The following is a 24,293-nucleotide window of genomic DNA, read 5'->3' as shown; positions in this document are numbered from 1 at the left end:
GGCACAACGCGCTCCGGGAGCTACAGGGCCGGGGTGTAGTGGACGACCGTCTTCTCGCACGGGCCGCCGGCGTAGACGTTGATGGCGTCGATCTCGCGCTGGTCGGCGGACAGGCCCCAGCGGAGCTTGGTCGCGGTCCACTCGGCGAGGTACCGGCAGGTGGCAGCGGGGGCCGGCGGCATCCAGGTGGCCGGGTCCTGGTCGGCCTTCTGACGGTTCGTCCGTGCGGTCACCGCGACGAGACTGGCGGCCGCGTCCTGGTCGTTCGCGTACGCCTCGCGTCGTTTCGCGTCCCATGCGGAGGCACCGGAGTCCCACGCCTCGGCGAGCGGCACCATGTGGTCGATGTCGAGCTTCGCCGGGTCGGTGACCTCCTGCTCGTCGTAGTACGACAGCCACTCCCCCTCCGACAGCTTGCAGCCGGACGCGACTGACGGAGCCTCACTCGCCTCGGCAAGCAGGACCTCGGCGCGGGTGTTGCAGCCGTCCGCCGGGTCGAGCCCGGTGTTCCAGTGCCGGAAGGCGTCGCGGCTGTAGTCGGCCCTGCTCTCGTCGGCGACCGGGATCTGGCCGATCGCGTAGGAGAGCGGGAACGTCTGCGCAGCGCCCAGAGCTGCCGCGGCGGTCGGGGCGGCCTGCGCGGCAGCGGGCAGCGCGAGCGGGGTCAGGGCGAGGGAGAGCGCGGCGAAGCCGCGGGCAAGGTTCTTGATCACAGCCGCAGGGTTACAGGCAACGAGCGGCACCAAGTTGGTCATTCGCCCAGGGCTCAGCCGGGTGGGCGAAGAGTTTCACCGAAGAAACGGTCCGCTGCCGCCAAGGGCGCATGGAGCTCCTGTCGGGCCGACCCGGGAGGAGCTCCGTACGCCTGTTCCCCCGAAGGGCCCGGGCCTACCCGCGGCGGTAGGCCTCCCACGCCCGTCCCGCCTGCAGGGCACGCTCCCGGTACCGGCGCAGCTCGGGGACGCCCTGCTGGGCGCGCTCGGCCCAGTAGGCGGTGATGGAAGACGCGAAGGCGGTGACGGCCTCCGCGGGAGCGTCGCGGTAGGCCGGGATCTGGGTGGCGTGCTTCTCGGCGTCCTCGGGGGTGTGTCCGGCCAGGATGAGCTGGGGGACGAGGAGCGCGACGTCGAGCCATGCTGCGCCCCGGTGGGCGAGGGCCCAGTCGACGAAGCGGACGCCGCGGTCGCCGACGAGGAGGTTGTCGGAGCGGATGTCGCAGTGCAGGAGCGTGTTGCCCCGCATCGTCTCGTGCCACTGTGTGGCCTGGGCGACGACCGGGTGGTCGGTGAACTCCGGTGCGTCCAGGTAGGGGCTGGGGGTGAGCGGGGGGTGGAGCTCGGCGACGGCGTCCAGGACGAGCGGCAGGTCCGGTGAGCCGGGTGAGAGGTCGGGGTGGCGGCCCCGGATGTGCTCGAAGGCGAGGGCGACCCAGCCGTGTTCGTCGAGTTCGGCGAGCAGGCGCGGGCCCGGGCCCGGGGGCAGGGTGCGGTTGATCGCGGCTTCGGTGCGGTACATGGCGGCGAGGGGGTCGGTGGTGGGGATGGCCTTCACGAAGACGGCGCGGCCGCCGGCCTGGGGCAGTTGGACGCGGACGCCGGGGGTGAAGCCGCCGGCCACGGGCTCGGCGGGGCCGGTGGCGGCGAGCTGGTCGGCGAGGCGCTCGCGGAGCGCGGGCGGGAGGTCGTCCCAGGTGCGTGTGGTCACGTCGCTCTCCAGGTGATCGTGTCGTGGTCGATGCGGACCAGATTCTCGTGGGCGAGGTCGGCGAGGCCCCGGCGCAGTACCGCGTGCAGGTGGGTCTCGTGGCGGTAGCCGAGGAAGTGTTTCTCCGTCAGGCCCTCCGGAGACGACAGTAGGGCGCTCGCGACCCGGACGAGAGGGATTTTTCCGGCGCCCGTGATCCGCAGGGCCAGGAGCGCGGCTCCGCGTTCGGCGGCGGCGGCGTGGCGGCGGTAGGCGTGGACGTCGCCGGTCAGGAAGACGTGCGGGGTGGTGAGGGCGTTGAGGACGAGCCGCAGCTTGAACCGCGGCGAGTTCAGCGCCTCGGGGTCACCGACGGGCGTGGCGTAGTCGGCGGTGCCGTCGAAGCCGCCGAGCGAGGTCGCGTGCTCGATCTCCCGCGCGGTGGCGTAGAGCTTGGAGGTGAAGGCGACTTCCTCGTCGAGTTCGAGTCCGTGGTCGCCGTGGAGCTGCTTGACGCCGTCGATCAGGCGGGCGAGCTGGTCGGCGGGCAGGGGCGCGTTGCCGGTGTAGAGGAGATCGAGGTCGGATGCCGGGCGGGGGCGGGTGGCGTGGGAGCCGTACGCGAGCGCGTAGCCGTCGGCGACCGGGTGCAGGGCGGCGGCCGCCGTGAACAGGCCGGTGTTCACTGCTGCTCCAGGGCGCGGCCGAGGCCGGTGACGTAGGCGAGGGCGTCGCGCATGTGGCCTTCGGTGATGCGCCCGTTGTTGCCCATGAAGCGCAGCGGGTGGAGCGTGGCGTCCTGCTGGAGGCGGCCGGTGTCGTCGGGGAGGGAGAACTGGTGGAAGTGCCAGCGGCCCTCTTCCAGGATGCGGGTGTGGATGGCCTTGCTGATGGTGTTGATCCGCTCGACGTCCGGCCGCTCGGGGTTGTGCCCGGTGGGCAGGTACATGAACACGACGGCGGTCATGTCGGGCTCGTTCAGGCGCAGCAGGCGGGGGTTGTCGTCGACCAGGCCGGTGAAGGTGCGGGTGGTGATGAGGCGGCGGCGCATCAGGTCGGCGAGCCCGCGGCGGCCGTGGGCGCGCATCATCGCCCACAGCTTGACCGAGGACCACTCCTTGGTGCCGATGAAGGGGGTGACCTGCCCGAAGGCGAAGTCCTCCTGCATGATCAGGTCCGAGTAGGAGGAGACCAGCCGCAGTGACGCGGGGTCGCGGACCAGGAGCGCGGACATCGCGTAGGGGATGTCCATGACCTTGTGCGGGTCGACGGTGACCGAGTCGAAGTCCTCGATCCCGGCGAGCTTGTGCGCGAGCTCGGGCGCGAAGGCGCACATCAGGCCCCAGCAGGCGTCCGCATGGAGCCAGATGCGGGGGTCGATGGCGCGGGTGATGTCGTGGACGGCGCGGAGGTTCTCCACTGTGTGGGTGCGGCTGTCGCCGGTGTAGGCGACCACGGCCATGACCTCGCCCTGGCGCTCCCGCAGCGTGCGCTCCAGGGCGGTGAGATCGTAGCGGTAGCCGGTCGTGGGGACCTCGATGATCCGGCCGCCGCAGCCGATCCACTCCAGCGCGGACTTCACGCTGTAGTGGCCGATCCCGGCCGGGACGACGATGTGCATGCGCGCGGCGTCGGTGACGCCTTGGTGCATCGTGCCGGGGGCGATATTCTCGCGGGCCAGCATCATGGCCGTGGTGTTGGAGCCGGTGCCGCCGTAGGTGGTGACGCCGCCGACGTCCCACACCGTCGTCACGTCGGCGACGGCGGGGTTGGTGTAGCCGATCAGGTCGCGGAGCCAGCGGATGACCGCGATCTCGGTGAACGTGGCGGAGGGTGCGGCGAAGGACTGGTTGATGAGGTTCTGCTGGGCGAACAGGGCGAGCAGGCCGCCGGCGAGCGCGGCGACGTCGGCGCCGGTGTGCCCGAAGCCGAGGAACCGCGGGGAGGCTTCGTTGTTGCACATCGGCAGGACGGTGTCCACGAGCTCCTGCACGACCGAGGGGACGCCGGCCGGCGCCTCGGGCAGGTCGGTGACGAGGAGGTCGCGGATCTCGGCGGGGGCCAGGCGCTTGCGGGTCACCTGGTCGTCGAGCTTGAAGTCGACGCCGACGGTGACGAGCTGGTTCAGCAGGGCGATGGCACCGTTGCGGTCCATCTCGCTCAGCAGAGGCATGGCAGCACTCCTTCTCGGACTCGGTGAAGGTGCCCCCGTCCCCTCCCTCACGGGGAGGTGTCCGGGGCGATGCAGGTGCGGGCCGTCCGGCGCGAACTCGCGGTGCTCGGCCGACGGTCCGGGCCCGCTCCGAACGGGCGGGCCCCGTGCTGCGCGCCGGCCCCGTGCGGGCGGGGCGGGCGCGCAGCGGTCTTACGGTCCCGGTACGGGGGTGTGCGTCGCGGCGAGGGTGCGGTCGAGCGCACGGTGCAGGGCCTGTACGAGCCGGGCCCGGGACTGCGCCGCCGGCAGAGCATGCCGCTGGGAGACCGGCGCGACGCTCAGTCGCCTGATGGCCTCCCTGACCGTGATCTGGGCCAGGGTGCGGGCGGCCACGGTGGACGCTTGTCCGTCTCGCGGCAGCGCCGCCGTCGTCGTCTGGACCTCGCGGACAAGGAGGCTGGCGTAGCCGGTCAGCTGAAGGGCGGCCTGTTCGATGTCGCCCTGGGGCGGGATGGTGTCGTCGCCCTTCCGCCAGCGCAGCACCGCCGCGGCCAGCCGTTCGTTGGGCTCGCGGTCGAGCGGGAGGTGGGTGTCCCAGCGGCCGGTGGGGTCGTGGACAATGCTGCCGTGGGTCATCTGCTCGTTCCCGTCAGGAGGGTCTCGAGCATCGGCTCGACGGAGGCGACGGACACCCCGTGGCGGCGCAGGAACCGCTGCTCGGCCTCCCAAAGCGACCAGGTGAACCCCATGTGTCCGAGCGCCGGGACGATGACGATGTTGATCCGGCGTTGCTCGGCCAGGCCGCGGACACGGTCCCAGCCCGGCCGGGACTGCGGCGCCTGTGTCAGCAGGCAGTCGTCGGCGATCGTGCCGCCGTCCGCGATCGTCCAGCCGTAGCCGGCGACGACGGCGGCCGCGGCCGCGAGCATCTCCCGTACGGCATCGGGGTCGGGTTCGGACGCGTACAGGGCGACCGTAGTGGTGACGTCGCGGCGTACGGGGCCGGGCAGGTTGAGAGGGATGTCAGTCACACGGGTTCGCCTCCCGAGGGCGGTGTCGGCGTCTCGCTCCAGACAACCGCGCCCGGGCCGGGAAGGTGCATATCGAAGTAGCGTTCCTTGCCCGCGAGCTGTGTAGCGAATTGACCATTCCTTGACCCTCGCGGCGGTGACGCTCACCTCTACCGTGGGGGGATGCCCCATGTGCGCAATGAGGCGTTCGTCGCCTGGATGTCGAGGAACAACTGGACGGCGCTCGAACTCGCCAGAGCCTTGAACGGGGTCATCCGCGACGTCACGCAGAGGACCTCTCCGCGCGGCGAGCTGTCCGAGGTGACGGTGCGTAAGTGGCGTTCAGGCGAGACGACGTGGCCACAGGGCAAGGCCAGAATGGCTCTGGAGCAGGTCAGCGGCCGCTCGGCGGCGGACTTAGGGTTCGTTCCGCCCGACCGCCGCAAGAACCGTGCCGCCCCGGAGGACCCATTGCGCCGCCGAACCTTCTTCACCGTCGCCTCCGCCGCCGGCGCCGTCGCCCTGTCCGGGGCCGCTCCGTCCGTCGGCAGCGGCGACGTCCTGCGCCTGCGGCAGCAGCTCGACACCGTCAACGCCCTCGACGACCAGCGCGGCGGCCACGACCGCGTCGAGAAGGCCGCGCTCGCCGGCGCCCAGGAAGCCGTCGCCCTCCAGGCGCGGGCCGCCACCCAGCGCACCCGGCAGCGGCTGTTCGCGCTCGCCGCCGACTTCACCGCCACCGCCGCCTGGTCGTGTGTGGACGCCCGCGAGCGCGCCCGGGCCCGCGGCCACCTGGACCGGGCCCTGTACCTGGCCGGACTCGCCCAGGACCCGGCCCTGACCATGAGGGTCTGGAACTCCGTGTCCATGCTCGCCCACCAGCAGGGCGATCACGCCGAGTCCCTCGCCGCAGGCCAGGCCGCGAAGGCGACCGCCATCACCCGGCGCGATCCGCTGTACGCCAGCCTCGCGCACGCCCGTACCGCCATCGCCCACGCACACCTTAACGAGGACCGCAGCGCCCTGCGTGCGCTCGACCTCGCCGCCGCCTCCCTCGACAAGGCCGACCTGGACCAGCCCCGCTCGAGCTGGATCGCCTTCTACGGAGCGGCCGAGCTCCACGCGCTCACCGCGATCGTCCGCGACCGGCTCGGCGACGCCGCCGACGCCGAGGCCGCCTCCTTCCAGGCCCTGGCCGTACTGCCGGACACCTTCCGCCGCAACCGGGCCCTCGCCACCGCCCGCCTGTCGCTCGCCCAACTCCACCAGGGCGACATCGAGCAGGCCACCGCCACCACCGCGAAGGTCTTCGACGAGATGTGCGGTGCCCCCCTGCCCGGCCGTATGCGCTCGCTGCTCGGCGAGTTCCACCGCGACCTGATCACCCTCGCCCCCGGCTCGGCGACCGCACTGGACTGGGCCGACCGCTACCGCACCGAATGGAGCCGCCCGTGACCCCCGTCTACACCTTCCGCCACTACGGACAGTCCGAGGCAGCCGAGATCCGCCAGATACTCCTCGACGTCCACGCCGACGCGTACGCGACCGAGACGGACGAGTTCCACGACCAGGAACGGTTCGCCTGGTTCGTCGACCACTGGAGCGGCCTGCCCGGCTTCGACTGCGTCATCGCCTACGACGGCGAGGAGCCCGCCGGCTACGCCTACGGCGCCCCTGCCGTGCACGGACGGGAGTGGTGGCGCGAGTACCTCTCCCCCGCCCCCGACGCCACCGCGACGTTCTCCCTCTCAGAGCTGATGGTCCGCCCGAAGTGGCGCGCGACGGGCCTGTCGGCCCAGCTGCACACCGAACTCATCGGCCGGCGCCTCGAACCGCTGTCCGTTCTCCTCGTCGACGTCGCCCACCCCCGCGTCCAGGCCCTCTACGAATCCTGGGGTTACCGAAAGATCGGCGAACGGCAGCCCTTCGCCGACTCCCCCGTGTACGCCGTCATGCTCCGGGGCCTGCCTGAGACGACGCCGTAACCAAGACCGCCGACTACAACGACGAACCAGCGGTGGGCGTCGGCGAAGGCCAGGCCGTGGTCGAGCTGGAGGAGCGCGATGCGGCGCATTATGCGCGGGGCGAGGAGGGACTGCAGCGCGCTGGGCGGGGTGGCCTGAGCAGTCTCCGGGGCGATGTCGTGCGCCGCGCGGGTTCAGATCTGCCAGCCCTCCGCGCAGAAGGTCGGTTCGCTCACCGAGCTGTCCTCCGCCCTGGCCGTGTCCAGGTACAGGTTGGGTCCGTCGGGGACGGCCGCTCCGTTCGGGCTGAACCGCAGGCCCAGGTCATGGTCTTCGACGTGCTGGATGATGGCCGCGTCAAGGATGGAGGGCGTGATGCCGACCAGCGGGATGCCCTCGTAGTGGAGCTGGGGTCCGGTACGGCCGTGCACGGTTACGGCGCCCAGCTCCGGAACGCCGTCCGGGTACCAGTACTGGGCAGTGACGCCGGCGCGCTCGAAGTGGTCGGTGTGGAGGGACCACTGCCCGGCCTCCTTCCAGAACCAGAAGGGGAAAGCGCCTGTCCGTCCGGCCGGAACCTCGTCTCCGAGGGCGGCAGCCACCTGGGGCGGGCTCATGCCGAACCGGAGCGCTCCCACGTTCTCCAGCGGGTTCCAGTCCCAGCGGGGGCGTTCGTGGTCGGGCGTCACGGGCCAGGCTCCCGGGTTCGCGACCAGGTCACGGACGTCGTGCCCCTTGATGACGGAGGCAGCCGTATCGTCGGCGACTCCGGGAGCGGTGAATAGGGCAGTGGTGATCACCGAGTCCTTCCGCCCGACATGCCTTTCGGGTAGCTGCCCATACTCCTGTTCGGTGGACATGGACACGCCCCACGCGACGATCTGCGGGTCCCCACTGCGGTTCGTCCCCACTGCGGCCCCCCGACGGGCCGCGAGGCCCAAGATCTCGGCGCGGGCCTCGGAGGGGACCCGGCCGATCAGTTCGACCTCGTCGAGCCGGACGAACGGGCCTCCCTTGGCGTCGATCTCGACCGCGATCAGGTGGCCGTCCTGGTCACATACGGCTATCACGCAGTCGCCATCGTACGGAATCCAGCGCCATCCGTCGGCCGTGCGCTGCCCGCCGCCGTTCCATTCGCCGTCCAGGGCCGCCCTCACCTCGTCGTGGTCCATCCCGAACCGCAGCGGCCCCACCGCCACCAGAGGATCGAGCACCCAACGCGCCCGCTCCTCCGGCTTCCTGTCCCACCAGCCCATCTCAGCCACTTCCCCACCACCTCAGGCGTCCGCTGTCTGATGGTCCCCGGAGCCTAACCTCTTCTGACAACGCCGCTGGTCAGCAAGTCGCTGGGGGCGGCAGGCCGGCAAGACGGCGCGGATCGCGGGCGGAGCTCCCGTGTCAGTGGAGCCACATACGAAGGCCCGTGGAAGCGGATGCCAGAGGAGGCCGGACCGCAGTTGCAGTCCGGCCTCCGAGGGTCAAGCTTGGTACTTAAGAGCTCAGCCGTTGACCGTTCGCGGTGCTGGGCTCCCATTCGACGGATACCGGCCGCTTGCCTCCACTGAAGCAGAACTCCACGAGGGCGGACTTGATGTCCGTCAGGGGTACAACATTCCGCCTGTCGTACCAGAGCGGGTGGCCGGGGTCGGCAGTTACCCGAGGGTCTACACTTGGCGGATCCTCATTCCTGGTTACCCAGTAAAACTGGTTCGGATCCTCTGGAATCTCTTCACCCCACCAGATCATCCCCCCGTACCCTGTGGTTCGATTGACCCCCACGATCAGAGAATTCTCTGCTACTTCTGGAACCTCTGCCCCTTCCGGAATATCAAAGACATGGAAGGACGCAATCGTGCCCGGGTAGAAACCGATGGGAACTTCACGCTCCGCCTCAAGCTCATTTATGACTCGATCGACGGCAACCTCCACTTCATGGCGCCCGGATACTCGGTTCATTTCGCCGTCGATCCAAAATTCAATGATCATTATTGCCTGCCTGGACCCTTGCCGGTGATTATCTCAGGGCTGCCTTTACCAGGATAGTGCACGGTGAGCGTGTGACCTTCTGGAAGAATAGCCTCAACCAGCTTGCTACACGTGTCTCTGCCCTTGCAAACGCCCTTGTTGTTGTTGATTACTACAGTCGCGTGTTCGACGCCGCTCATCAACATCTTATAGGCGAGCTTAGTCTCAGCGTGAGTTTCCGCAAAGAACCCAGTCTGCCTCGGGTCGCCATACCCGATCTTCTTGAGGTAGGCGACAAGGGCTGTTGTGTCACTGTCCCTTGAGCTAACTATGCGCTCCGGGAGGTTCGGTATTCGGTTGCCCTTGGAGTCCCTGATGACGCCCGTGGTAATCCATTCATCCACAATCTCGGTGAAGATTTGAGACACCCATTTGGGGCATTCTCCGTCGGTGTTGTGGACCAAGAGATTGGTGGTACCGGTGGAGACGTAGTAGGTGTGGAGGTCGTCGACGGTGAGGTCGTAGGCGTCCTGGAGTCCCCGCCAGTCCCTAATCTGGGCAATGGTGGCCGTGTTGTTCTGCGGGGTCCGCAGTGTGTCGCCAGCCTTGAGGTCGCTGGCGTTCTTCCAGGTTTGGTCGTTCTCGGACCAATAGAGGTGGTGGCTGGTCGAGGTGAGCGTGGAGCCGTCGGTAAGGATGACGTCGGTGAAGTTGCGGTCGTCGGGGGTGTGGATGGTGCGGGTGACGGTCCGGGGTCCGGTTTCACCGCTGACGGGATCGGAAGCAGTGACGAGTTCGCCAGGCTGGATCTGCTCGATGGGACGGCTGGTCCCGTTGGCCATGAGGACCTTGGTGCCGGCGGGGAAGCTGTGGGCCACTCCCGTCAGGCAGGCCACGGAACGGCGGCTGGATCGCAGGGCCTTGATTCCGGCGATTCCGTCGTCGATCTTGGTGACGAGTTTGAGCTTGCCCCAGGGCGTAACCCCGACAACAGCCATGACGCAGTCGAGGGCGGTGGGGTTTTCGATGCAGGCTTTGATGTCGTTGAGGCCGGTAAGTTCCCACACCACGGCCTGGATGAAGGGATCGTTCTCCCGCACGGAGATCATGGAGTCGCCAGGCGACGCCACACAGGCCATGATCGGGGCCATCGTCTCGCGGGTGGGGTGCGGGATGCAGATCCTCTTGGGCTTGACTTCCTCTTCTTGCTCGCGCTCTTCGGCCGCCTGCCGTCGGGCTTCTTCCGCTTCCTTCTCGGCGAGGGTGCGTGTCGCCGTCCATGCTGTCTTGGCGTCAGCTTCTGCCTCGGCGGCGCTCTTGCCGGCGGCGAGCGCCGATGCGCGGGCCTGGTCTGCGGACTTGTCGGCCTTCTGAGCAGATGAACGGGCGTAGGAGGCGGAGAACGCGGCTTGGGAGGCAGAGCTCTCGGCTGCTGCGGCGTCCTGTGCGGCCCGGTCGGCGGCGTTGCGTGCGGTAGAAGCGGAGGCGGCCGCGTCGGCGGCGCTTTGGGTAGCCGCGTCGGCGGAGGTCTTGGCGTTGGCCGCGTACCTGTCTGCTGCCGCCTTGGACTCGTCAGCTTCAGCGGAGGCTTGCGCGGCTTCGGTAGACGCACCCTCGGCGACGGCCGCGGCGTAGGCGGCGCGGCTGGCGTTTTCCTGTGCCCTGGCCGCGACCAGAGAGCCTTCGGCGATGAGGCGGTCGACCTGGTGGACGTGGTGGGCGGCAAGGTTGTCCTTGCGCTGGGCCATGTACTGGCCCGTGGTGACGAACTCGTGGATGAGCTCGGGCGGGCCAGCAAGTGCGATATTTGCGGCTGCTTGGACCTCGGGCCCGCCGGTATTGGTCAGACGGGCGGTGATGACCTTCTCGTCGGTGAGGCGCTCACCATATTGGCCAATCTGAAGGAAGGTCGCAAGCGTCTTCGCCTTGCCGTCCAGGATTGCGGCCTCAGCGGCCCGGCGCACGTTGGGCCCGCCGGTATTGGTCAGACGGGCGACCGCGATCCTCATGTCGTCGCGGCCTGCCTCGTACTGGCCGGTCTCGTTGAAGGCCTCGATCTGCTCCGGTGTTCCCTTGAGGGCCTCGGCAGCTGCGGCCCGGACAGAGGGGTAGGGGCTTAGCGTGCTCAGGTCGACAACGCGCTGGCGGGTGTTGTTGTGGTTGGCCTCTTTCCAGCGGGTACGCAGGTAGTCCAGGACGTCCTGGTCGCTGCCGGCGAGCGCACGGGCGGCTGCTTCCTGCTGCCAGGGGCCGAGGACCTTCATCGCCTGCATGGCCAGCTGGCGGCCCTTGGCAGCGGTGGCCTGGATGTCAACGTCCGGCCGGGCTGCCTCCTGGGCGAGCACGGTCGCGGTGTCGTACAAGGACAGCGCATGCACCTGAGAGCTCGCCGAAACCGAAATGCCTCTGTTGGAGGTGATCTTCATCGAGTTGGCGCGCTCGAGGCCTCCTTCCGTGCGCGTGGCAAGGTCAGCTGCCTCGGTCCTGCGGGCGAGCTCGAAGATTTCCTTCGCCTTGGTCACTGCCGCGTCCGCTGTGGCGGCCGCTGCCTTAGCCGCGTCAGCGTTCTTCTTGGCTTGGTCGGCGTAGGTGGCTGAGTCGCCAGCGTGGCTTGCAGCGTCTTCGGCATAGTCGGCGGCCTTGTTGGCGTGGGCGGCTGCGGACTTGGCGGTGTCACGGGCGGCATAGGCAGCGCTGGCAGCACTGCGGGCTAGTTCTGCGGAACGGTCGGCTGCGCGGTCGGCGATGGTTGCATGTCGGCGCGCTTCGGCGGCGGCCTGGCGTGCGGCATCGGAGTTCACGCCGGCGGCGTCCGCGTGCGCGTTAGCCTGTTCCGCAGCAGTAGCTGCGGCGTTGGCGTTGACTGAGGCGCCCTTGGCCGCGTCGGAGGCGATGGCGGCCGCCGCGGATGCCAAGCCCGCGTTCTCGGCTGCTACGGCGGAAGTGCTGGCGGCCTGGGCGGCGGCGCGTGCGTTGGCTGCGGACTCGCGGGCGGTTTTGGCCTTGGATGCGTCGCCCGCAGCCGCGATAGCTGCGTTGTAGGCCTTGGTCGCAGCGTCTGCGGCGGCTGCGGCAGCAGCGGCGGTCTGGGCTGCGGCTAGCGCGGCCCGGCGGGCTGCCCGGTTGGCGGCGTCGGCGGAGCCGATAGCCACCTGAGCGGCCTCAGCAGCGGCCCGGGCCGCGTCCGCCGCCTGCTCGGCGCTGATTGCGGCGTCCTCGGACTTGTCCTTCGACAGCTCGGCCTGCGCAGCGGCGCTCTGCGCGGCCACCTTGGCCAAGTTCGACGCGTCGACCGCCTTGGTGGTCGCGTCCTCTGCTGCCTTCGTGGCGTCGGCGGCCTGCTTCCCAGCAGCCTGGGCCTGCTTCACCAGCTCGGCGATGGAGGCGTGTTCCTGGTCCCGGTTGCGGGCCGTGAACTGGCCAATCTCAAGAAACTCGACGATGTCGTCGGGTGTGCCGCTGAGTGCTGCCTCGGCTGCGGCCCGTACGTTTGGTCCGCCTGTGTTAGTCATGCGGGCAACTTCGACGCGGTTGTCGTCCTTGCGCGCGGCGTACTGCCCCTTGTTCAGGAACTCCTCGCGGTCGGCGAAGGTCCCCAGCAGGGCCTTGGTGCCTGCTTCGCGCACACCGCGGCCACCCGCGTCAACCATGCGGCCGATCTCAACCTTGCGGTCGTCGTCCAGAGGCTGCTCGTAGCCGTAGAGGAGGAAGGCCTCGAGCTCGGCCGGCGACTTCACAATCGCCGCTTCGGCTGCCTTCCGGACGCCGGCGCCTCCGGTCATGATCAGCCGCGCGGTCTCCACCTTGTTGTCGTCAAGCTGGATTGCCGCCGCTTGGTCCAAAAATTTCTGGACTGCGTCGTCGTCACCGACCAGAGCTCGCTCGGCGGCAATCTTCAGAACACGGCCACCAGTCTCCCAGTAACTGACGATCTGCTCCCTGACGTTCAGGGTCGGTGGTGCGGGCTCGACCGCCACAGCCGTCGGCGTCCCAAGCAGGCCAGCCAGCAGGCCAGTCGACAGCAGTGCTCTGAGTATCCGCCGACGGGCGGAAAACATTTCCAGCGCTCCCGGGCCATTGACCTGGGAGGGAATACGCCATTTCATCGGCGGAACTCCTCTTAACTCATCTAAGGATCCAGCCAGTTACACCTCCACAGCCCCCAGGCAATCGGAGACATGAAGGGTTCCTTCACGCTCCTGATGGCAGGCATTGGGTGATTGTTGCGGCAGTCGAGGTTCGGCTGGAGCCGCTGATCGTACAGCTCTGCCAACGGACGGCCCCAACCAGCAACCCTCCTCGCTCAACAGGGAAAACAGCAGCTCACGCGGACGCCCAGGGTCCCGATGTCACATTTTTTAACTGCCGCGCACTTTGCCCGAAAAATGATGTTTTCATTCGATTGACACATATGCCTCCAGATTGACTGCCTACGGATTCATATTTGGAACAGCTGGAGACGCTTCACCGAACGAATGGTTGTGCGAGACTCGCGAAAAGCTCGCGAGAGATGAGTCACTCATTCCAGTTAGATCACCAGATCTTGAACGTGCTTCACTTTGCTGCGATCTGATGGACTGCCTGATATCCATCACCTGTTTTCGAAAGGCCCACCATGGCAATATCTCGTGCTCGCAAGGCCCTGCTGGTCGTTCTGACCTCAGCGCTTGCGGTGACCGCGACGACGCTGGGCATGGCCCACGCCGAAACCGGCACCACTGTTACGGCGGCTGCAACCACCGACGACATGCCGTCAGCTGTCGAGAGCCTCGACTACCCGAACGCTGAGCTGGTCTCCAAGCCGGGAGCCACTCTCAAGCGCGGCAGCGGCGGCATCGTCCTGACGTCCTGTGACGGGAAGCAGGACATCTTGGTCATGAGCCGCTGGCAGGGGCAGGACACCTGCTTCGAGGTCAAGACCAAGCCGGCCTACCTGACGCTCGAGTTCGCCGAGGCGTTCGGCATCATCACCACGGATGATCCGGTGAAGACCACGCTCAAGACAGCCGGCGGTTCAACCCTGGTTGTCAACGCGCCGGCCAACAAGTTCACCGGCTACGGCGAAGCAAGCAGCAGTGGTGAGCCCGCCACCCTGCTCGAGCTCCGCGTAGCTAGCTGAACCCTTCACCGTCAGCAGACCGCGCGTCTGATTGTCGGCTCGCCCCATGACCGCGAGCGTCACAGCCAACGGCATGAAGACCTTCATCAAGGCCCTGGCTGATGGCTGATCCGGCGTAGCTCGACTCACCCGCCCACAACCGCAGGGCAGTGCGTCAGCCGCACCGTACGTCCCACAAGTTCAAGGAATCGACAGTGTTTGCAAGACGTCCGCGCATTGCCGCGACCACAAGCCTCGCCGCTCTCGCCCTGGCAACCGCCCCACTCAGCTCGCCCGCCAGTGCCGTCAGTGGCACCACTGCCAGCAGCTCATACGCGTTCACGGCGAAGCTGGCGATCGGCAACAGTGAAGCGACCATGCGCAACTGCTCTGGTGCGCTGGTCAACGCCCGCTGGGTGCTTACGGCCTCCTCCTGCTTCACCCGCGGTCTCCCCGACCTCACCCCCGGCTCGCCCCCGGAGAAGACGGTCGTCACTGTCGGACGAAGCAACCTGACGGCCGCCGGCGGCCTGGTCACCGAGGTTACCGAGGTCGTTCCCTACCAGGGACGTGACCTCGTCCTGGCACGACTTAAGACACCCGCCTTCGGAATCACCCCCGTCTCTCTGGCCACGGCGCCGGCCACCGCCGGCGAGACACTGAAGGTTGCGGGCTTCGGGCAGACCAAGACCGAGTGGGTCCAGCCCGCTCTACACACGGGGGCCTTCACAGCCGACGCCGTACAGGACGACACCGTGGCCATCACCGGCCAGAACGGTGTGGCAGTGTGCGCCGGTGACGCCGGCGGCCCGCTGCTTCGTGAGAAGGAGGGGAAGACCGAGCTGGTCGGCATCAACAGTCGCTCCTGGCAGGGCGGCTGCCTGGGCGCCAACCCTGCCGAAACCCGTACGGGCGCTAAGTCCGTGAACGTCGCTGATCCCGCAGCCCGCACATGGCTAAAGGCCGAGCGTGAGTTCGTCCAGATGGCGGATGCCAACGGAGACGGCGCGGACGACATGTTCATCCAGAACGCGAACGGCGACATCACGGTACGGACCGCGATAACCGGCCCGCGCTTCTTCGAGCCCGGCATGCCCCGCTACCACTTCAACGAAGGAGCCCGCTGGAGCAGCGGCTGGGCGAACTTCACCGGTCAGACAGGCAAGGGCCGCCTCTACTTCGCCGACGTGAACGCCGACAACAAGGCGGACATGATCGTCCACTCCACCGACGGCACGATCTCCGTTCGCCCGAACATTGGCAACGGTTTCGGCAGCAGCACTACCTGGAGCAGCGGCTGGGGCAACTTCCTTGGCGAGGAAGGGATGGGTCGCCTCTACTTCGCTGACATGAACGCCGACAACAAGGCGGACATGATCGTCCACTCCACCGACGGCACGATCGCTGCGCGCATCCGGCTGAACATCGGCAACGGCTTCGACGGCGGCACCACCTGGAGCACGGGCTGGGGCAACTTCCACGGCGAGGAGGGCAAGGGTCGCCTCTACTTCGCTGACATGAATGCCGACAAGAAGGCGGACTTGATCGTCCATGCCGTAGACGGCTCGATCAGCGTGCGCCTGAACATCGGTCACGGTTTCGGCAGCAGCGCCACGTGGAGCAGCGGCTGGGGCAACTTCCACGGCCACGAAGGCATGGGGCATCTCTACTTCGCCGACTCTGTCAACGACACCGGCGGCGCTGACGGGAAGGCCGACCTGATCGTGCACAGCACAGACGGCAAGATCGCCCTTCGTAAGAACACCGGCGCGAGCTTCGCCATCTTCGACGGAGACGACGTGCTCTAGCCGGGACACAATGCGAACATAGATGCGAGACACTCGCGCGTTCGTGATCCCAGTCATGGCGTTGGACCCAAAGCTGTTCGGCTTTTGGCCCATGCTGTTCCCCCAGCTCCCGGGATGGGCTGGTCAACACCGGCTGCTCCGGCCGGGCCGTCCGGAGTTCCGTAGATCTGGCAGACGAGCGACACGAAGGCGCCGGGCCGGAAACGGGTCGTGCCTGACTGCCCACCAACAGCAGCTCGCCGAACCGGCAGTACCTTTTCACCGGTAGCGGACTGCCGGATGCCCTCGTAGGGACGGCGGGGGTGCGGGGGCGCTGCTGTTCGATCTGGACGAGGGAGTCACCTGTGTTGCGGGTGACTCCCTCTTTGTGTCCGCTCGGTCAGGCGGTGCGGGTCGTGAGGCGTTCGTAGATGGCGTCGGTGTCGGGCTCGGTGCTGGCGTCGAGGCGCCGGTTGATGGTGAGGATGGTCTCGTAGGCGGTGCGAACGCCGGTGCGGTTGCCGGCCTGGTCCTCGATGAGCATCCAGTCCTGGTAGAGGAGCTCGGCGCTGTCGTCGATGTCGAGGCCTCGGCGTACGGCGCGGCGTGCGGCGTCGAGGTCGGGGTGGGGGCCGGTGCGGTGCCAGGTCGCAAGGGTGTGGGCGGTGTCGGTGATGCGGACGAGGATCTCCTGGACGCGGGCGGCGGTCCATGCTGGCGGGGTGGCGCCGAAGGGGTACCCGCGTACGAGCGCGAGGGCGGCCTCCAGGTCGCCGATGCCGGTCGAGGGACCCTTGGTCAGGCCGCGTTCGGCGAGCGTGGTGAACCGGTCCCAGTCACAGCGGACCTTGGGCGACAGCTTGTAGATGCCGGTGCGGTCCCTGGGAAGGTAGAGCTCGCCCTCCGGGTCGGTGCCGAGCTGGTTGCGCAGCTGGGAGATCCGGGTCTGGAGGGTGGGCTTGGTCCAGGGGGAGCGTGGGTCCATGGCTTCGCGGACGGTGTCGGGTGCGCTGGGCTTGAAGTAGAGGTAGGCGGCAAGCTGGGCGAGCTTCGGCCCGTGTCCGGTGGAGGCGATCCCGGTGACGGTGACCGGCCCGAGGATCTGGATCTCGGGGGCGTGCAGATCGACCGCGTCGGCCGGCTCTTCCGTGTCGGCTGCGTTCTCGTCCGGCTCCACGGCGGTGCGAGTGCTTTCCGAGGTGTCGGTCTCGAGCGGCTCGGTCTCCTCGGCCGGGTCGTCGGACGTGGTCGGCACGATCGCGGTCGGCGCGGAGGCCGGGGTGGTTTCGGGTGCGGCGGCCGGTGTGTGCAGTGGTGGGACGGAGGACAGGGGCCGAATCGCGGTGAAGGCCGTGAACGGAGCGGCGGGCAGGGCTGCGGGGCTGGTCGCGGCTGCGCCGTCGCCGTCGTCGAGGCTGATGTGGAGGGGCGGGACCGCCTTCCACGGGCCTTCGGCGGGCCGGGCGGGTTCCTCGGCCTGGCGCAGAAGGTCGAGGAGGTCCTCGTAGTCGGTCTCGGGCAGTGACTGCAGGAACAGGTCGGCGTCGAGGGCGTCGACGTACTGGGTCCGGGTCGTGCCGACGGCGAGGTGGACGGCTTCGTCGAAGGGGCCGAAGGCGCCGGCGGTGCCCTGGGCGGGCACGACCAGGGCGACGGGTAGGTCGCGGGCTGCGGTGAGGGTGTCGGCCAGCATCTGGGCCTCGTCCTCGTCTATGTCGGCTGCGCACACCAGGGTCCAGGGGAGCCGGTCGGGGGCGTCGTCGCCGTCGGCGGTCTGGCGCTGTTCGAGGAGGAGTTCGGCGAGGTCGGTGCGGGCGGCCTTGAGGTGGGGGACGGCGCGCATCCGGCTCTGCGGGAGGAGGGCGGGGAGCTGGTCGCCGAGGCCGACGGTGATGATCTCGGAGTGGTCGCTCCAGGTGCTGGTGGCGGCTTCCAGGGCCAGGACGCGGGCGGTGTCGCGTACGGCGTCGGGGGTTCCGTCGAGGAGGAGGACGCGGGAGAGGGTCAGGTTGATGAGGAGGTGGTTGTCGTCGGGGTCGGTGCCGAGGGTGAGCAGGCCGGGGTAGGGGGCGGGGACGCTGGCGGCGGTGTCGGAGTCGAGAAGGGGCTGGGTGCGGTCCAGCGTCCAGCAGCCTGGGGCCGTCTCGTTGAACGGGGTGGGTGCCTGGACGCTTGTGTCCTCGCCGTCGTCGGACCCGGGAAGGAGGAGTTCGACGTTGCGGGCGGTGATGCGGGCGCCGGCCACGGCCGGGAGTTCCAGGCCTTGTTCGGTGGTGTGGTGGGCGAGGGTGCGCAGGGCGAGGTCGAGGAGTTCGAGGCTGCCCGGGTCGGCGGCGGCGTGCAGGTTCTGCTCTGTGGTGGTGTCGGTCGTGGTGGGGAGCTCGCCGGGCTGGCGTCGGCGGCGCTGGAGCATGCGCTTGAGCCCGAGGGTCGCGAGCAGGCTTCCGGCCCCGAGCATCCCGAACGCGGCGACGTCTCTGACCCCGATCCCATCGGTTGCTTCATCACCTGCGGCCGTTTCGGTCGTGGGAGGGACGGGCGCGGTCGAACGCTCGGGAGTCGCGGTGTTTGTGCCGGGGGCGGCCTCGCCGGGCTCAGCGGGCGAGGACGGGTTGGGGACCGCTGTCACCGGGGTGGTCGGCTTCGCCGAGGAAGTGGGGGTCGGAGAGAGCGAAGTCGGCTTCGTGGTTGCGGTGGCTGTGGGCGGTGTCGTGGGGGTGTTGGCGGTGGGTGCGCTGCCCGGCTGGGCCGGAGAGCTCGGTGCCGGGGCAGCGGGGGCGGGCTTGGCCGGGGGTGTGTCCGTATCGGTGGAGCGGTCGCCTACGGGCGGGGAAGCGGGCGGTGGCGTGACGGTGTCAGAAATTTCTGACGGCGCGGTCGCGTGCGGGATCGTGAGGGTCAGTCCGGTCTGGATCTCGTCCGGGTCGGTGAGCCGGCTGCCGTCCGGCTGCCGCGCTCCTCTGTTGGTCTCGAAGAGATCGTCGTACTGCTCCCCGTCGCCGAGTTCCTTCTCGGCGACTTTCCACAGGGTGTCTCCGTCCTGGACGGTGTACGCGGTGGCGGCCTGCCGTGGCGGAGCGTCGGGCGCTTCGATGCCGGTGGTGGGGGCGTCGGGGAGGGTGAGGATCCATCCCGGGTGGATGGGGGCGTCGGCGTGGAAGACGGTGCCGTCGGCCATCGTTCGGCCTTCGTTCGCGTCCGCGATTTTCGTGTAGTGCTCGCCGTGTCCGTAGAGCTTCTCGGCGATGCTCCACAGGCTCTCGGCGGGCCGGGCGTCGCGCACCGTGTATGTACGCGTTCCTTCGCGTTCCGTGCTGGCGGTTTCGGCGGCGCGCTCGGCGGGCGTCGTCGCCGCGTCCGCGGTCGGGTGGGCGGCTTCGGCGGTCGCGGTGGCGGTGACCGTGGCGGCGAGGGCGGGGGTGGCGGAGGCGAGGGTGCTGGAGGCGAAGAGGACGAGGATGCCGGAGACAAGGGTGCCGGCGGCGCGCTGGGACAGGCGCAGGCCGGGAAGGCTCGGCGCGCGGCGGCCGCGGAGTTGGGCGGGGATCTCCAGCAGGACGGAGAGGGTGAAGCTCGCCCAGGCGATCCAGCCGATCGCGCACAGGGCGAGCATGAAGGCGGCGCCGGTGTCCTGGCGGGTGAGCAGGTGGGCGATGGCGTCGGAGCCCTGGGTCCAGACGGCCGTGGTGGTGGCGTAGAGCAGCCAGGGCAGACCGGCCAGGAGCGCGGTCAGGACGACGGTGGAGGCCAGGGCGCGCAGCAGGCGCCGCCCGAGGGAGCGGGGAGCGGGCATCGGCGGTCAGTCCTTCACGGGTCGGGTCGTGCCGTGCAGCAGGGTGGCGGAGCTGGTGGCGTTGAGGTTCCAGGTCTTGGGGACGAATACGCCGCGGTAGGTGCCGGTGGCGCGGATGGTGATGCGGCGGCCGTCGTCGGAGACGGTGACCGTGCCGCGGGCGCCGGCCCTGTTGAGGTAGGCGCGGGCGGCGGAGGCGGCGCGCGCGGGGTCGGCGACGACTCCTTCGCCGGTGACGGCTCGGGCGGGGTCGATGGCCTGGGCGGCGGCGCGGGCGGCTTCGGTGGCGATGCCGTCGGTGCGTTCGTGGGCTCGGGTGATGCCGAAGGCGTCGACGGCGAGCAGGCCGCCGAGGAGGAGCAGGGGGACGGTGATGATGGCGACGAACGGGGAGATCCCGCCGCGGTCGTCCTTCCAGTTCCGCCGTCTGTCGGGGTGTTTGGGGCTCATCCGCGTTCCCTGTAGGCGTCGACGATCGAGGTGAAGGACGAGGTCATGGTCCGTACGCCGGGGCCGCCGCCGAGGAGGAGCAGGTCGCCGAGGGGGACGGTGCAGGAGACGGTCGCGGTGACGGTGGAGACCTGGCCGAGTTGGGCGGACAGGCCGCGGGTGTCGGTCGTGACGCGGGTGGAGGTGCAGGTCTGGTTCCGTTCGCCGAGTGCGTCGGCGGCCGCGCGGGCGGCGGCTGACTGTCCGGCGGCGGGGGTGCGTTCGAGGGAGGCGGCGCGGGCGGCTGCCTGGGCTGCGGCGTCTGTCTTCTGTCCCGCGAGGGAGAGACGGGCGCCGGCCATGACGACCAGGGCGATCGCGATCAGGAGGGGGATGACGATGACCGCCTCGATCGCGGCGTCGCCCCGGTCGTCGTCGTGTCGTACGGCCCGGCGGAGGTGGTGGAGTGGGCTGATCATCTGTCTCCTGCGGTGGTCCACCGCTCGACGGGGCCGGACGCGGACGCGCTGACCGGCCAGCCGCCCAGGCCGGGGACGAGGGAGACCGCGCGGCCCTGGACGGTTATGCGGATGCGGTCGGCAGTGCTGCCCGTGGTGGAGACGCTGGCGTCGACCAGGAGGCCGCCGCCGAGCGCGTCGGCTGCGGTGCGTGCTTTGGCAGCCCCGTCCCCTGCTTCTGCCCCGTACATGCGGCCGGCGGAGACGCCTTCGCGTGCGGCGGTCGCGGCGACGTTGTGGGCGTAGGCGGCCAGGAAGGCCTGCACGATCGCGAACAGGAACATGATGACGACCGGGAAGAGGATCGCCACCTGGATCGGTGACGATCCCCTGTCCCGGTCGGCGGGTTCGAGGACGGCGAACATGGAGTGATCCGGGCTTCGGGTCAGCCGCCGAGGATCCCGCTGAGCTTGCCGTTGGCCCGTCCGTACGCGGCCGCGAGACCGCCGGCGATGACGAGGGCTCCGGCGACGACGGCGATGATGATGACCACGGTGGAGATGGAGCTCTCGCCTCGGTCGCCTCGCTCCTTGGCCTCCTGATGGACTTCCTCGAGGCGTGAGCGGATCGCCCAGACTCGGGCGGTCGCGGCGGCCTGGGCGCGGAGCAGTGGGCTGGTCTTCATGAGGTGGGCTCCCTTTCGGGTGGTGCGGGCGGTGTGGGTCAGATGGAGAAGATGTTGAGGACCGCCGGGAACGCCAGCGCGATCATGACGATCACGGCGAGGAGGGCGGCGGGGGTGTGGAGTTTCTCGCTGTCGGCGTTCGCGCGGGCGGCCTCGGCGGTGAGCAGTTCGTTGGTCAGACTCTTCGCGCGGTTGCGCAGGGTGTCGTAGATGGAGGCGCCGTCGTCGGAGGACAGGCGCATGATGTCGGCGACGTCGTTGAGGACGGGCAGCCGGAGCTGGGTGCCGAGGTCGGCGAGGGCCTGCCACGGGGAGGATTTCTCCGTCCGGGCCCGCAGGAGGGCCTCCTGGATGCGGGTGAACGCCCAGCCCTGGCCGATGCGGGCGGCGTCCTCCAGGGCCTGGTCGGCGGCGACGTTGGAGAACATGCGGGTGGCGACCAGATCCATCCAGGCCGCGGCGGCGTGCGCGAACTCGGTGCGGGCCTTCGCCGCTTCGCTCGCGACGGCCCAGTCGGGCACGAACCACAGGACGGCGGCGAGCAGCAGCCCGGCGGCGGCGGGGATGAAGAGGGGGACGGGCAGTCCCATCAGGAGCCAGCCGACGGCCGGGACGAGCGGGGCGAGGAGGCCGAGGAGCGCGAGGGCCAGTTTGTTGGTGACGAACTGCTCGGGGCTCTGGTGGAGCAGGTCGAGGTCGGCGCGCGGGATCCGGCCGGGCATGCGCTCGGCAAGGCGTCCGGCCCACGCGGCGCCGGCGGCGTTCGTACGGCTGGGCTGGCCGCCGGGGCGGCCCGGGGGCGGGTCGAGGCGGCGCAGCGCGGGCCCGAGGCGGGGCGCGGAGGGCACGAGCTCGCGTACGAGGAGGGCGATCCCGGCGCCGGTCGCGGCGCCGCAGACGATCAGGGCGGTCTGGCTCACGAGGCCGGCACCTCCACTTCGGCGGGGCCGGGCTGCTTGACCTGGCTGCGGGGGTCGTTGATGAGGAAGCGGGGTACCGGCTTGTGGGTGGCGAGCTTGCGGGTCCACCACAGGACGATGGCGAACGCGGTGCCGAGCAGGGCCAGGACGAGCTGTCCCAGCAGGGTGGCGTACGGGGCGGTGTAGGGGATGAGGAAGCCGACCAGGACCAGGGCCATGCAGATGAGGGTCATGGTGCGCATCGCGGTGCGGGACTTGGCCCGGTCGGCCTCGATACGGCGGCGGGCGGCGACTTCCTCGCGGACCTGGGCGGCGACGTCTTCGAGGACCTGGGCGAGGCCGGGACCGGGGTCGACCGCGCACAGCATCAGGGCGGCGCAGGCCTTGTCGCCGGTGACGTCGTCAAGGCGGCCTGCGAAGTCACGCAGCGCGTCGACGGGGAGCCATCCGGCTTTCAGCTTGTCGGCGAGCTCCCCGACCTCGTCCTCGATCGCCGGGGGTGTGTTCTTCCGGCTGGTGATCAGAGCCTGCTCCAGGGCGAGGCCGAGTCGGAGGATCTCGGAGAGACGCTGGGTCCAGTCGGCGAGCGCCTCCAGTTTCGCGATCCGGCCCTTCGCGGAGGTCGCGGAGGACAGTAGCCACGGCACCCCGATCACGGAGCCGCCGAGGATGACGGCGGCGACGAACACGCCGGAGACCAGCCACACCACGGCCGTCGTGACGCCAGCTGCCGCGAGCAGGGCGCGGCGGCGGGCGGCACGCTGTTGTCCGTCGGGGCCGCTCGACCACTGTGCCCGCCAGCGTGCCGTACGGCCCTGCCCGGCCGGGGCGGTCGTGCCGATCGTGGCGACGGCGGCGGCGACCAGGCCGCCGGCGAGCAGCGCCCCGCACAGGGTCCACCACAGGGCGCCCATCACAGCCCCCTGTTCCAGGCCGCGGCCTGGTCGAGGACGTGGGTGGAGAACCCGGCCAGCTCCAGGCGCCGCCGCGAGCGCGGTGACAGCGGCGCGGCCGGGACAGCGCGAAGGTCGTCCTCGGAGGCGGGGCGGAAGATCTCGTTGTAGGCGGGGCGGCCGTTCTCTCCGATGCCGGTGATCTCCCATACGTGGCTGACGAGTCGCCTGGGGGCGGGGCCGGACTCGTCGACGGACATGAAGACGACGAAGTGCAGGCCGTTGGCGATCTGCCGGTAGGCGAGCTGTTCGGAGAAGTTGCCGCGGGCCAGGAGGTAGAGCTCGGCAATGCGGTCGAAGACGACGTGCGGTTCGGAGGCGTGCATGGTGCACATGGAGCCGGGCCGGTCGCTGGTCAGGGCCTGCATCATCGCGGTGATCTCCGGTCCGCGGACTTCGCCGACCACGACGCGCTTGAGCGACATGCGCTTGGCGCGGTACATGAGGTCGAGGAGGGTGATCTCGCCGACCGCGCGGCCGTCGACGCGCTCGCCATTGGACTCGCGGGCTTCCATCGGCACGACCTGGGTGTGGTAGCCGTTCTGGTGTGCCCACAGCTCGAACTCGGTCTCCACCGTGCCGAACCGCTCGTGCTGCGGGATCTCCCGCAGGAGCGCCCGCATCAGGGTTGTCTTCCCGGAGGACTGCTCGCCCACCACGATCACGTTGCGCCGTGCCCGTACGCAGGCGCGCAGGAGTGAGGCGATGGTGGTGTCCATGGCGCCGGCCGTGACGAGGTCATCCAGGGTGGCGTTCTGCAGGCGGTGGCGGCGGATCGTGACGAACGTCCGCTCGCCGGTGATCTCGGGGTGGAGTGCCTGGAGCCGGGAGCCGTCGGGCAGGCGGATCGCGGCATCGGGGGATGCGGTGGAGAACGTGCGGCCGGACTGCCCGCTGGCGCGGATCAGGTCACGGACGAGCTCCTGGAGTTCCTCCTCCGACTCGGCGACCGGCTCGGCCGCGACGGGGGCGCTGTCGCCGCTGTACTTGAGGAACACCCGGTCGTGCCCGTTGATCCAGATGTCTTCCACCCGCTGGTCGTCGAGGTGGCGTTGGAGACGGCCGGAGCGGAAGAGCATGTCGAAGACGAGCGCGGCGAGCTGCTGCTCCTCGGCGGCGGTGACCGTTCGGGAGGTTCGGGAGGCGTCGCCCCACACCGCGACCTTCTCGTTGATCAGCGCCCGGGCCCGGTGCTCGCGGACCGCGCCGACCAGGCCGCGGTTCAGCTTCGCCTCGGCGAGGAGCAGGTCGTTGACCTGCCTCTTGATTTCACTGGCCGCGCGGACGTCGACGCTCGCCTGGGGTGAGGCGAGCGGATTGACCATCGCCGGGGCGGCGGCCTGCCCTCCGTGTCGGGGGCCGTACGGGGCGGGTGTCCTGCCCGGCTGCATGG

21 protein-coding genes are annotated in these 24,293 nt (G+C 69.5%); 4 read left to right on the top strand and 17 right to left on the bottom strand.

Translation table 11 applies throughout. The annotated features are described in order from the left end of the window. Positions 1 to 20: 20 nt before the first annotated feature. From ACFVYX_RS31595 to ACFVYX_RS31570, 6 genes are all read right to left on the bottom strand, one after another. Complete coding sequence (locus ACFVYX_RS31595; RefSeq protein ID WP_389684908.1) at positions 21 to 713, bottom strand: HNH endonuclease family protein; 693 nt, start codon at positions 711 to 713, stop codon at positions 21 to 23. Between the two features lie 175 nt (positions 714 to 888). Continuing rightward, positions 889 to 1,704, bottom strand: a complete 816-nt coding sequence (locus tag ACFVYX_RS31590) for a hypothetical protein (RefSeq protein ID WP_389684907.1) — start codon at positions 1,702 to 1,704, stop codon at positions 889 to 891. After that, on the bottom strand, positions 1,701 to 2,369 hold the full coding sequence (locus ACFVYX_RS31585) for a hypothetical protein (RefSeq protein ID WP_389684906.1): 669 nt from the start codon (positions 2,367 to 2,369) through the stop codon (positions 1,701 to 1,703). Before ACFVYX_RS31585 ends, ACFVYX_RS31590 begins: the two co-directional genes overlap by 4 nt. Next, a complete protein-coding gene (locus ACFVYX_RS31580; protein ID WP_389684905.1) occupies positions 2,366 to 3,856 on the bottom strand; it encodes a pyridoxal phosphate-dependent decarboxylase family protein in 1,491 nt (496 codons plus the stop codon). Before ACFVYX_RS31580 ends, ACFVYX_RS31585 begins: the two co-directional genes overlap by 4 nt. A 192-nt stretch (positions 3,857 to 4,048) precedes the next feature. Beyond that, entirely contained in the window at positions 4,049 to 4,474 is a 426-nt protein-coding gene (locus ACFVYX_RS31575; protein ID WP_389684904.1) for a restriction endonuclease, read from the bottom strand. After that, positions 4,471 to 4,869, bottom strand: a complete 399-nt coding sequence (locus tag ACFVYX_RS31570) for a hypothetical protein (protein ID WP_389684903.1) — start codon at positions 4,867 to 4,869, stop codon at positions 4,471 to 4,473. The genes ACFVYX_RS31575 and ACFVYX_RS31570 overlap by 4 nt, the downstream gene beginning before the upstream one ends. A gap of 162 nt (positions 4,870 to 5,031) precedes the next feature. Here ACFVYX_RS31570 and ACFVYX_RS31565 point away from each other — a divergent pair, with 162 nt between their 5' ends. Continuing rightward, positions 5,032 to 6,303 (top strand): XRE family transcriptional regulator, encoded by a 1,272-nt coding sequence (locus tag ACFVYX_RS31565; protein WP_389684902.1) that lies wholly within the window; start codon positions 5,032 to 5,034, stop codon positions 6,301 to 6,303. Then, positions 6,300 to 6,833 carry a GNAT family N-acetyltransferase gene (locus tag ACFVYX_RS31560; protein ID WP_389684901.1) on the top strand — a complete coding sequence of 178 codons (534 nt, stop codon included), beginning with the start codon at positions 6,300 to 6,302 and terminating at the stop codon, positions 6,831 to 6,833. The genes ACFVYX_RS31565 and ACFVYX_RS31560 overlap by 4 nt, the downstream gene beginning before the upstream one ends. Before the next feature lie 173 nt (positions 6,834 to 7,006). Here the strand turns inward: ACFVYX_RS31560 and ACFVYX_RS31555 are convergent, their stop codons facing one another. From ACFVYX_RS31555 to ACFVYX_RS31545, 3 genes are all read right to left on the bottom strand, one after another. Continuing rightward, entirely contained in the window at positions 7,007 to 8,077 is a 1,071-nt protein-coding gene (locus ACFVYX_RS31555; RefSeq protein ID WP_389684900.1) for a hypothetical protein, read from the bottom strand. 226 nt (positions 8,078 to 8,303) lie between these two features. Then, positions 8,304 to 8,798, bottom strand: coding sequence for an Imm1 family immunity protein (locus ACFVYX_RS31550; RefSeq protein WP_389684899.1), 495 nt, complete (start codon positions 8,796 to 8,798; stop codon positions 8,304 to 8,306). Further along, positions 8,798 to 12,883 carry a DddA-like double-stranded DNA deaminase toxin gene (locus tag ACFVYX_RS31545; protein WP_389684898.1) on the bottom strand — a complete coding sequence of 1,362 codons (4,086 nt, stop codon included), beginning with the start codon at positions 12,881 to 12,883 and terminating at the stop codon, positions 8,798 to 8,800. Before ACFVYX_RS31545 ends, ACFVYX_RS31550 begins: the two co-directional genes overlap by 1 nt. A gap of 509 nt (positions 12,884 to 13,392) precedes the next feature. Between ACFVYX_RS31545 and ACFVYX_RS31540 the strand changes: the two genes are divergently transcribed. Next, positions 13,393 to 13,896 (top strand): hypothetical protein, encoded by a 504-nt coding sequence (locus tag ACFVYX_RS31540; protein ID WP_389684897.1) that lies wholly within the window; start codon positions 13,393 to 13,395, stop codon positions 13,894 to 13,896. A 194-nt stretch (positions 13,897 to 14,090) separates the two neighbouring features. Beyond that, positions 14,091 to 15,683: a S1 family peptidase gene (locus ACFVYX_RS31535; RefSeq protein ID WP_389684896.1), complete on the top strand. Its 1,593-nt coding sequence runs from the start codon at positions 14,091 to 14,093 to the stop codon at positions 15,681 to 15,683. Between the two features lie 379 nt (positions 15,684 to 16,062). Here the strand turns inward: ACFVYX_RS31535 and ACFVYX_RS31530 are convergent, their stop codons facing one another. Genes ACFVYX_RS31530 through ACFVYX_RS31495 form a run of 8 tightly spaced genes read right to left on the bottom strand, consistent with a single transcriptional unit; the run spans position 16,063 to position 24,291 of the window. Further along, a complete protein-coding gene (locus ACFVYX_RS31530; protein ID WP_389684895.1) occupies positions 16,063 to 19,455 on the bottom strand; it encodes a LysM peptidoglycan-binding domain-containing protein in 3,393 nt (1,130 codons plus the stop codon). A gap of 6 nt (positions 19,456 to 19,461) precedes the next feature. Next, positions 19,462 to 19,905: a pilus assembly protein TadG-related protein gene (locus ACFVYX_RS31525; RefSeq protein WP_389684894.1), complete on the bottom strand. Its 444-nt coding sequence runs from the start codon at positions 19,903 to 19,905 to the stop codon at positions 19,462 to 19,464. Continuing rightward, positions 19,902 to 20,363, bottom strand: a complete 462-nt coding sequence (locus ACFVYX_RS31520; protein ID WP_389684893.1) for a TadE/TadG family type IV pilus assembly protein — start codon at positions 20,361 to 20,363, stop codon at positions 19,902 to 19,904. The genes ACFVYX_RS31525 and ACFVYX_RS31520 overlap by 4 nt, the downstream gene beginning before the upstream one ends. After that, a complete protein-coding gene (locus tag ACFVYX_RS31515) occupies positions 20,360 to 20,767 on the bottom strand; it encodes a TadE/TadG family type IV pilus assembly protein (protein WP_389684892.1) in 408 nt (135 codons plus the stop codon). The genes ACFVYX_RS31520 and ACFVYX_RS31515 overlap by 4 nt, the downstream gene beginning before the upstream one ends. A gap of 20 nt (positions 20,768 to 20,787) precedes the next feature. Continuing rightward, a complete protein-coding gene (locus ACFVYX_RS31510) occupies positions 20,788 to 21,027 on the bottom strand; it encodes a hypothetical protein (RefSeq protein WP_389684891.1) in 240 nt (79 codons plus the stop codon). A 38-nt stretch (positions 21,028 to 21,065) separates the two neighbouring features. After that, entirely contained in the window at positions 21,066 to 21,947 is an 882-nt protein-coding gene (locus tag ACFVYX_RS31505; protein WP_389684890.1) for a hypothetical protein, read from the bottom strand. Beyond that, complete coding sequence (locus tag ACFVYX_RS31500; RefSeq protein WP_389684889.1) at positions 21,944 to 22,861, bottom strand: type II secretion system F family protein; 918 nt, start codon at positions 22,859 to 22,861, stop codon at positions 21,944 to 21,946. Before ACFVYX_RS31500 ends, ACFVYX_RS31505 begins: the two co-directional genes overlap by 4 nt. Beyond that, a complete protein-coding gene (locus ACFVYX_RS31495; protein WP_389684888.1) occupies positions 22,861 to 24,291 on the bottom strand; it encodes a CpaF family protein in 1,431 nt (476 codons plus the stop codon). The genes ACFVYX_RS31500 and ACFVYX_RS31495 overlap by 1 nt, the downstream gene beginning before the upstream one ends. Between the last annotated feature and the right edge of the window lie 2 nt (positions 24,292 to 24,293).

The sequence above is a fragment of the Streptomyces sp. NPDC058326 genome (assembly GCF_042879855.1).
Classification (GTDB): domain Bacteria; phylum Actinomycetota; class Actinomycetes; order Streptomycetales; family Streptomycetaceae; genus Streptomyces.
Note: the sequence above shows the minus strand (reverse complement) of the source record. Positions and strands in the feature narration are given on the sequence as shown.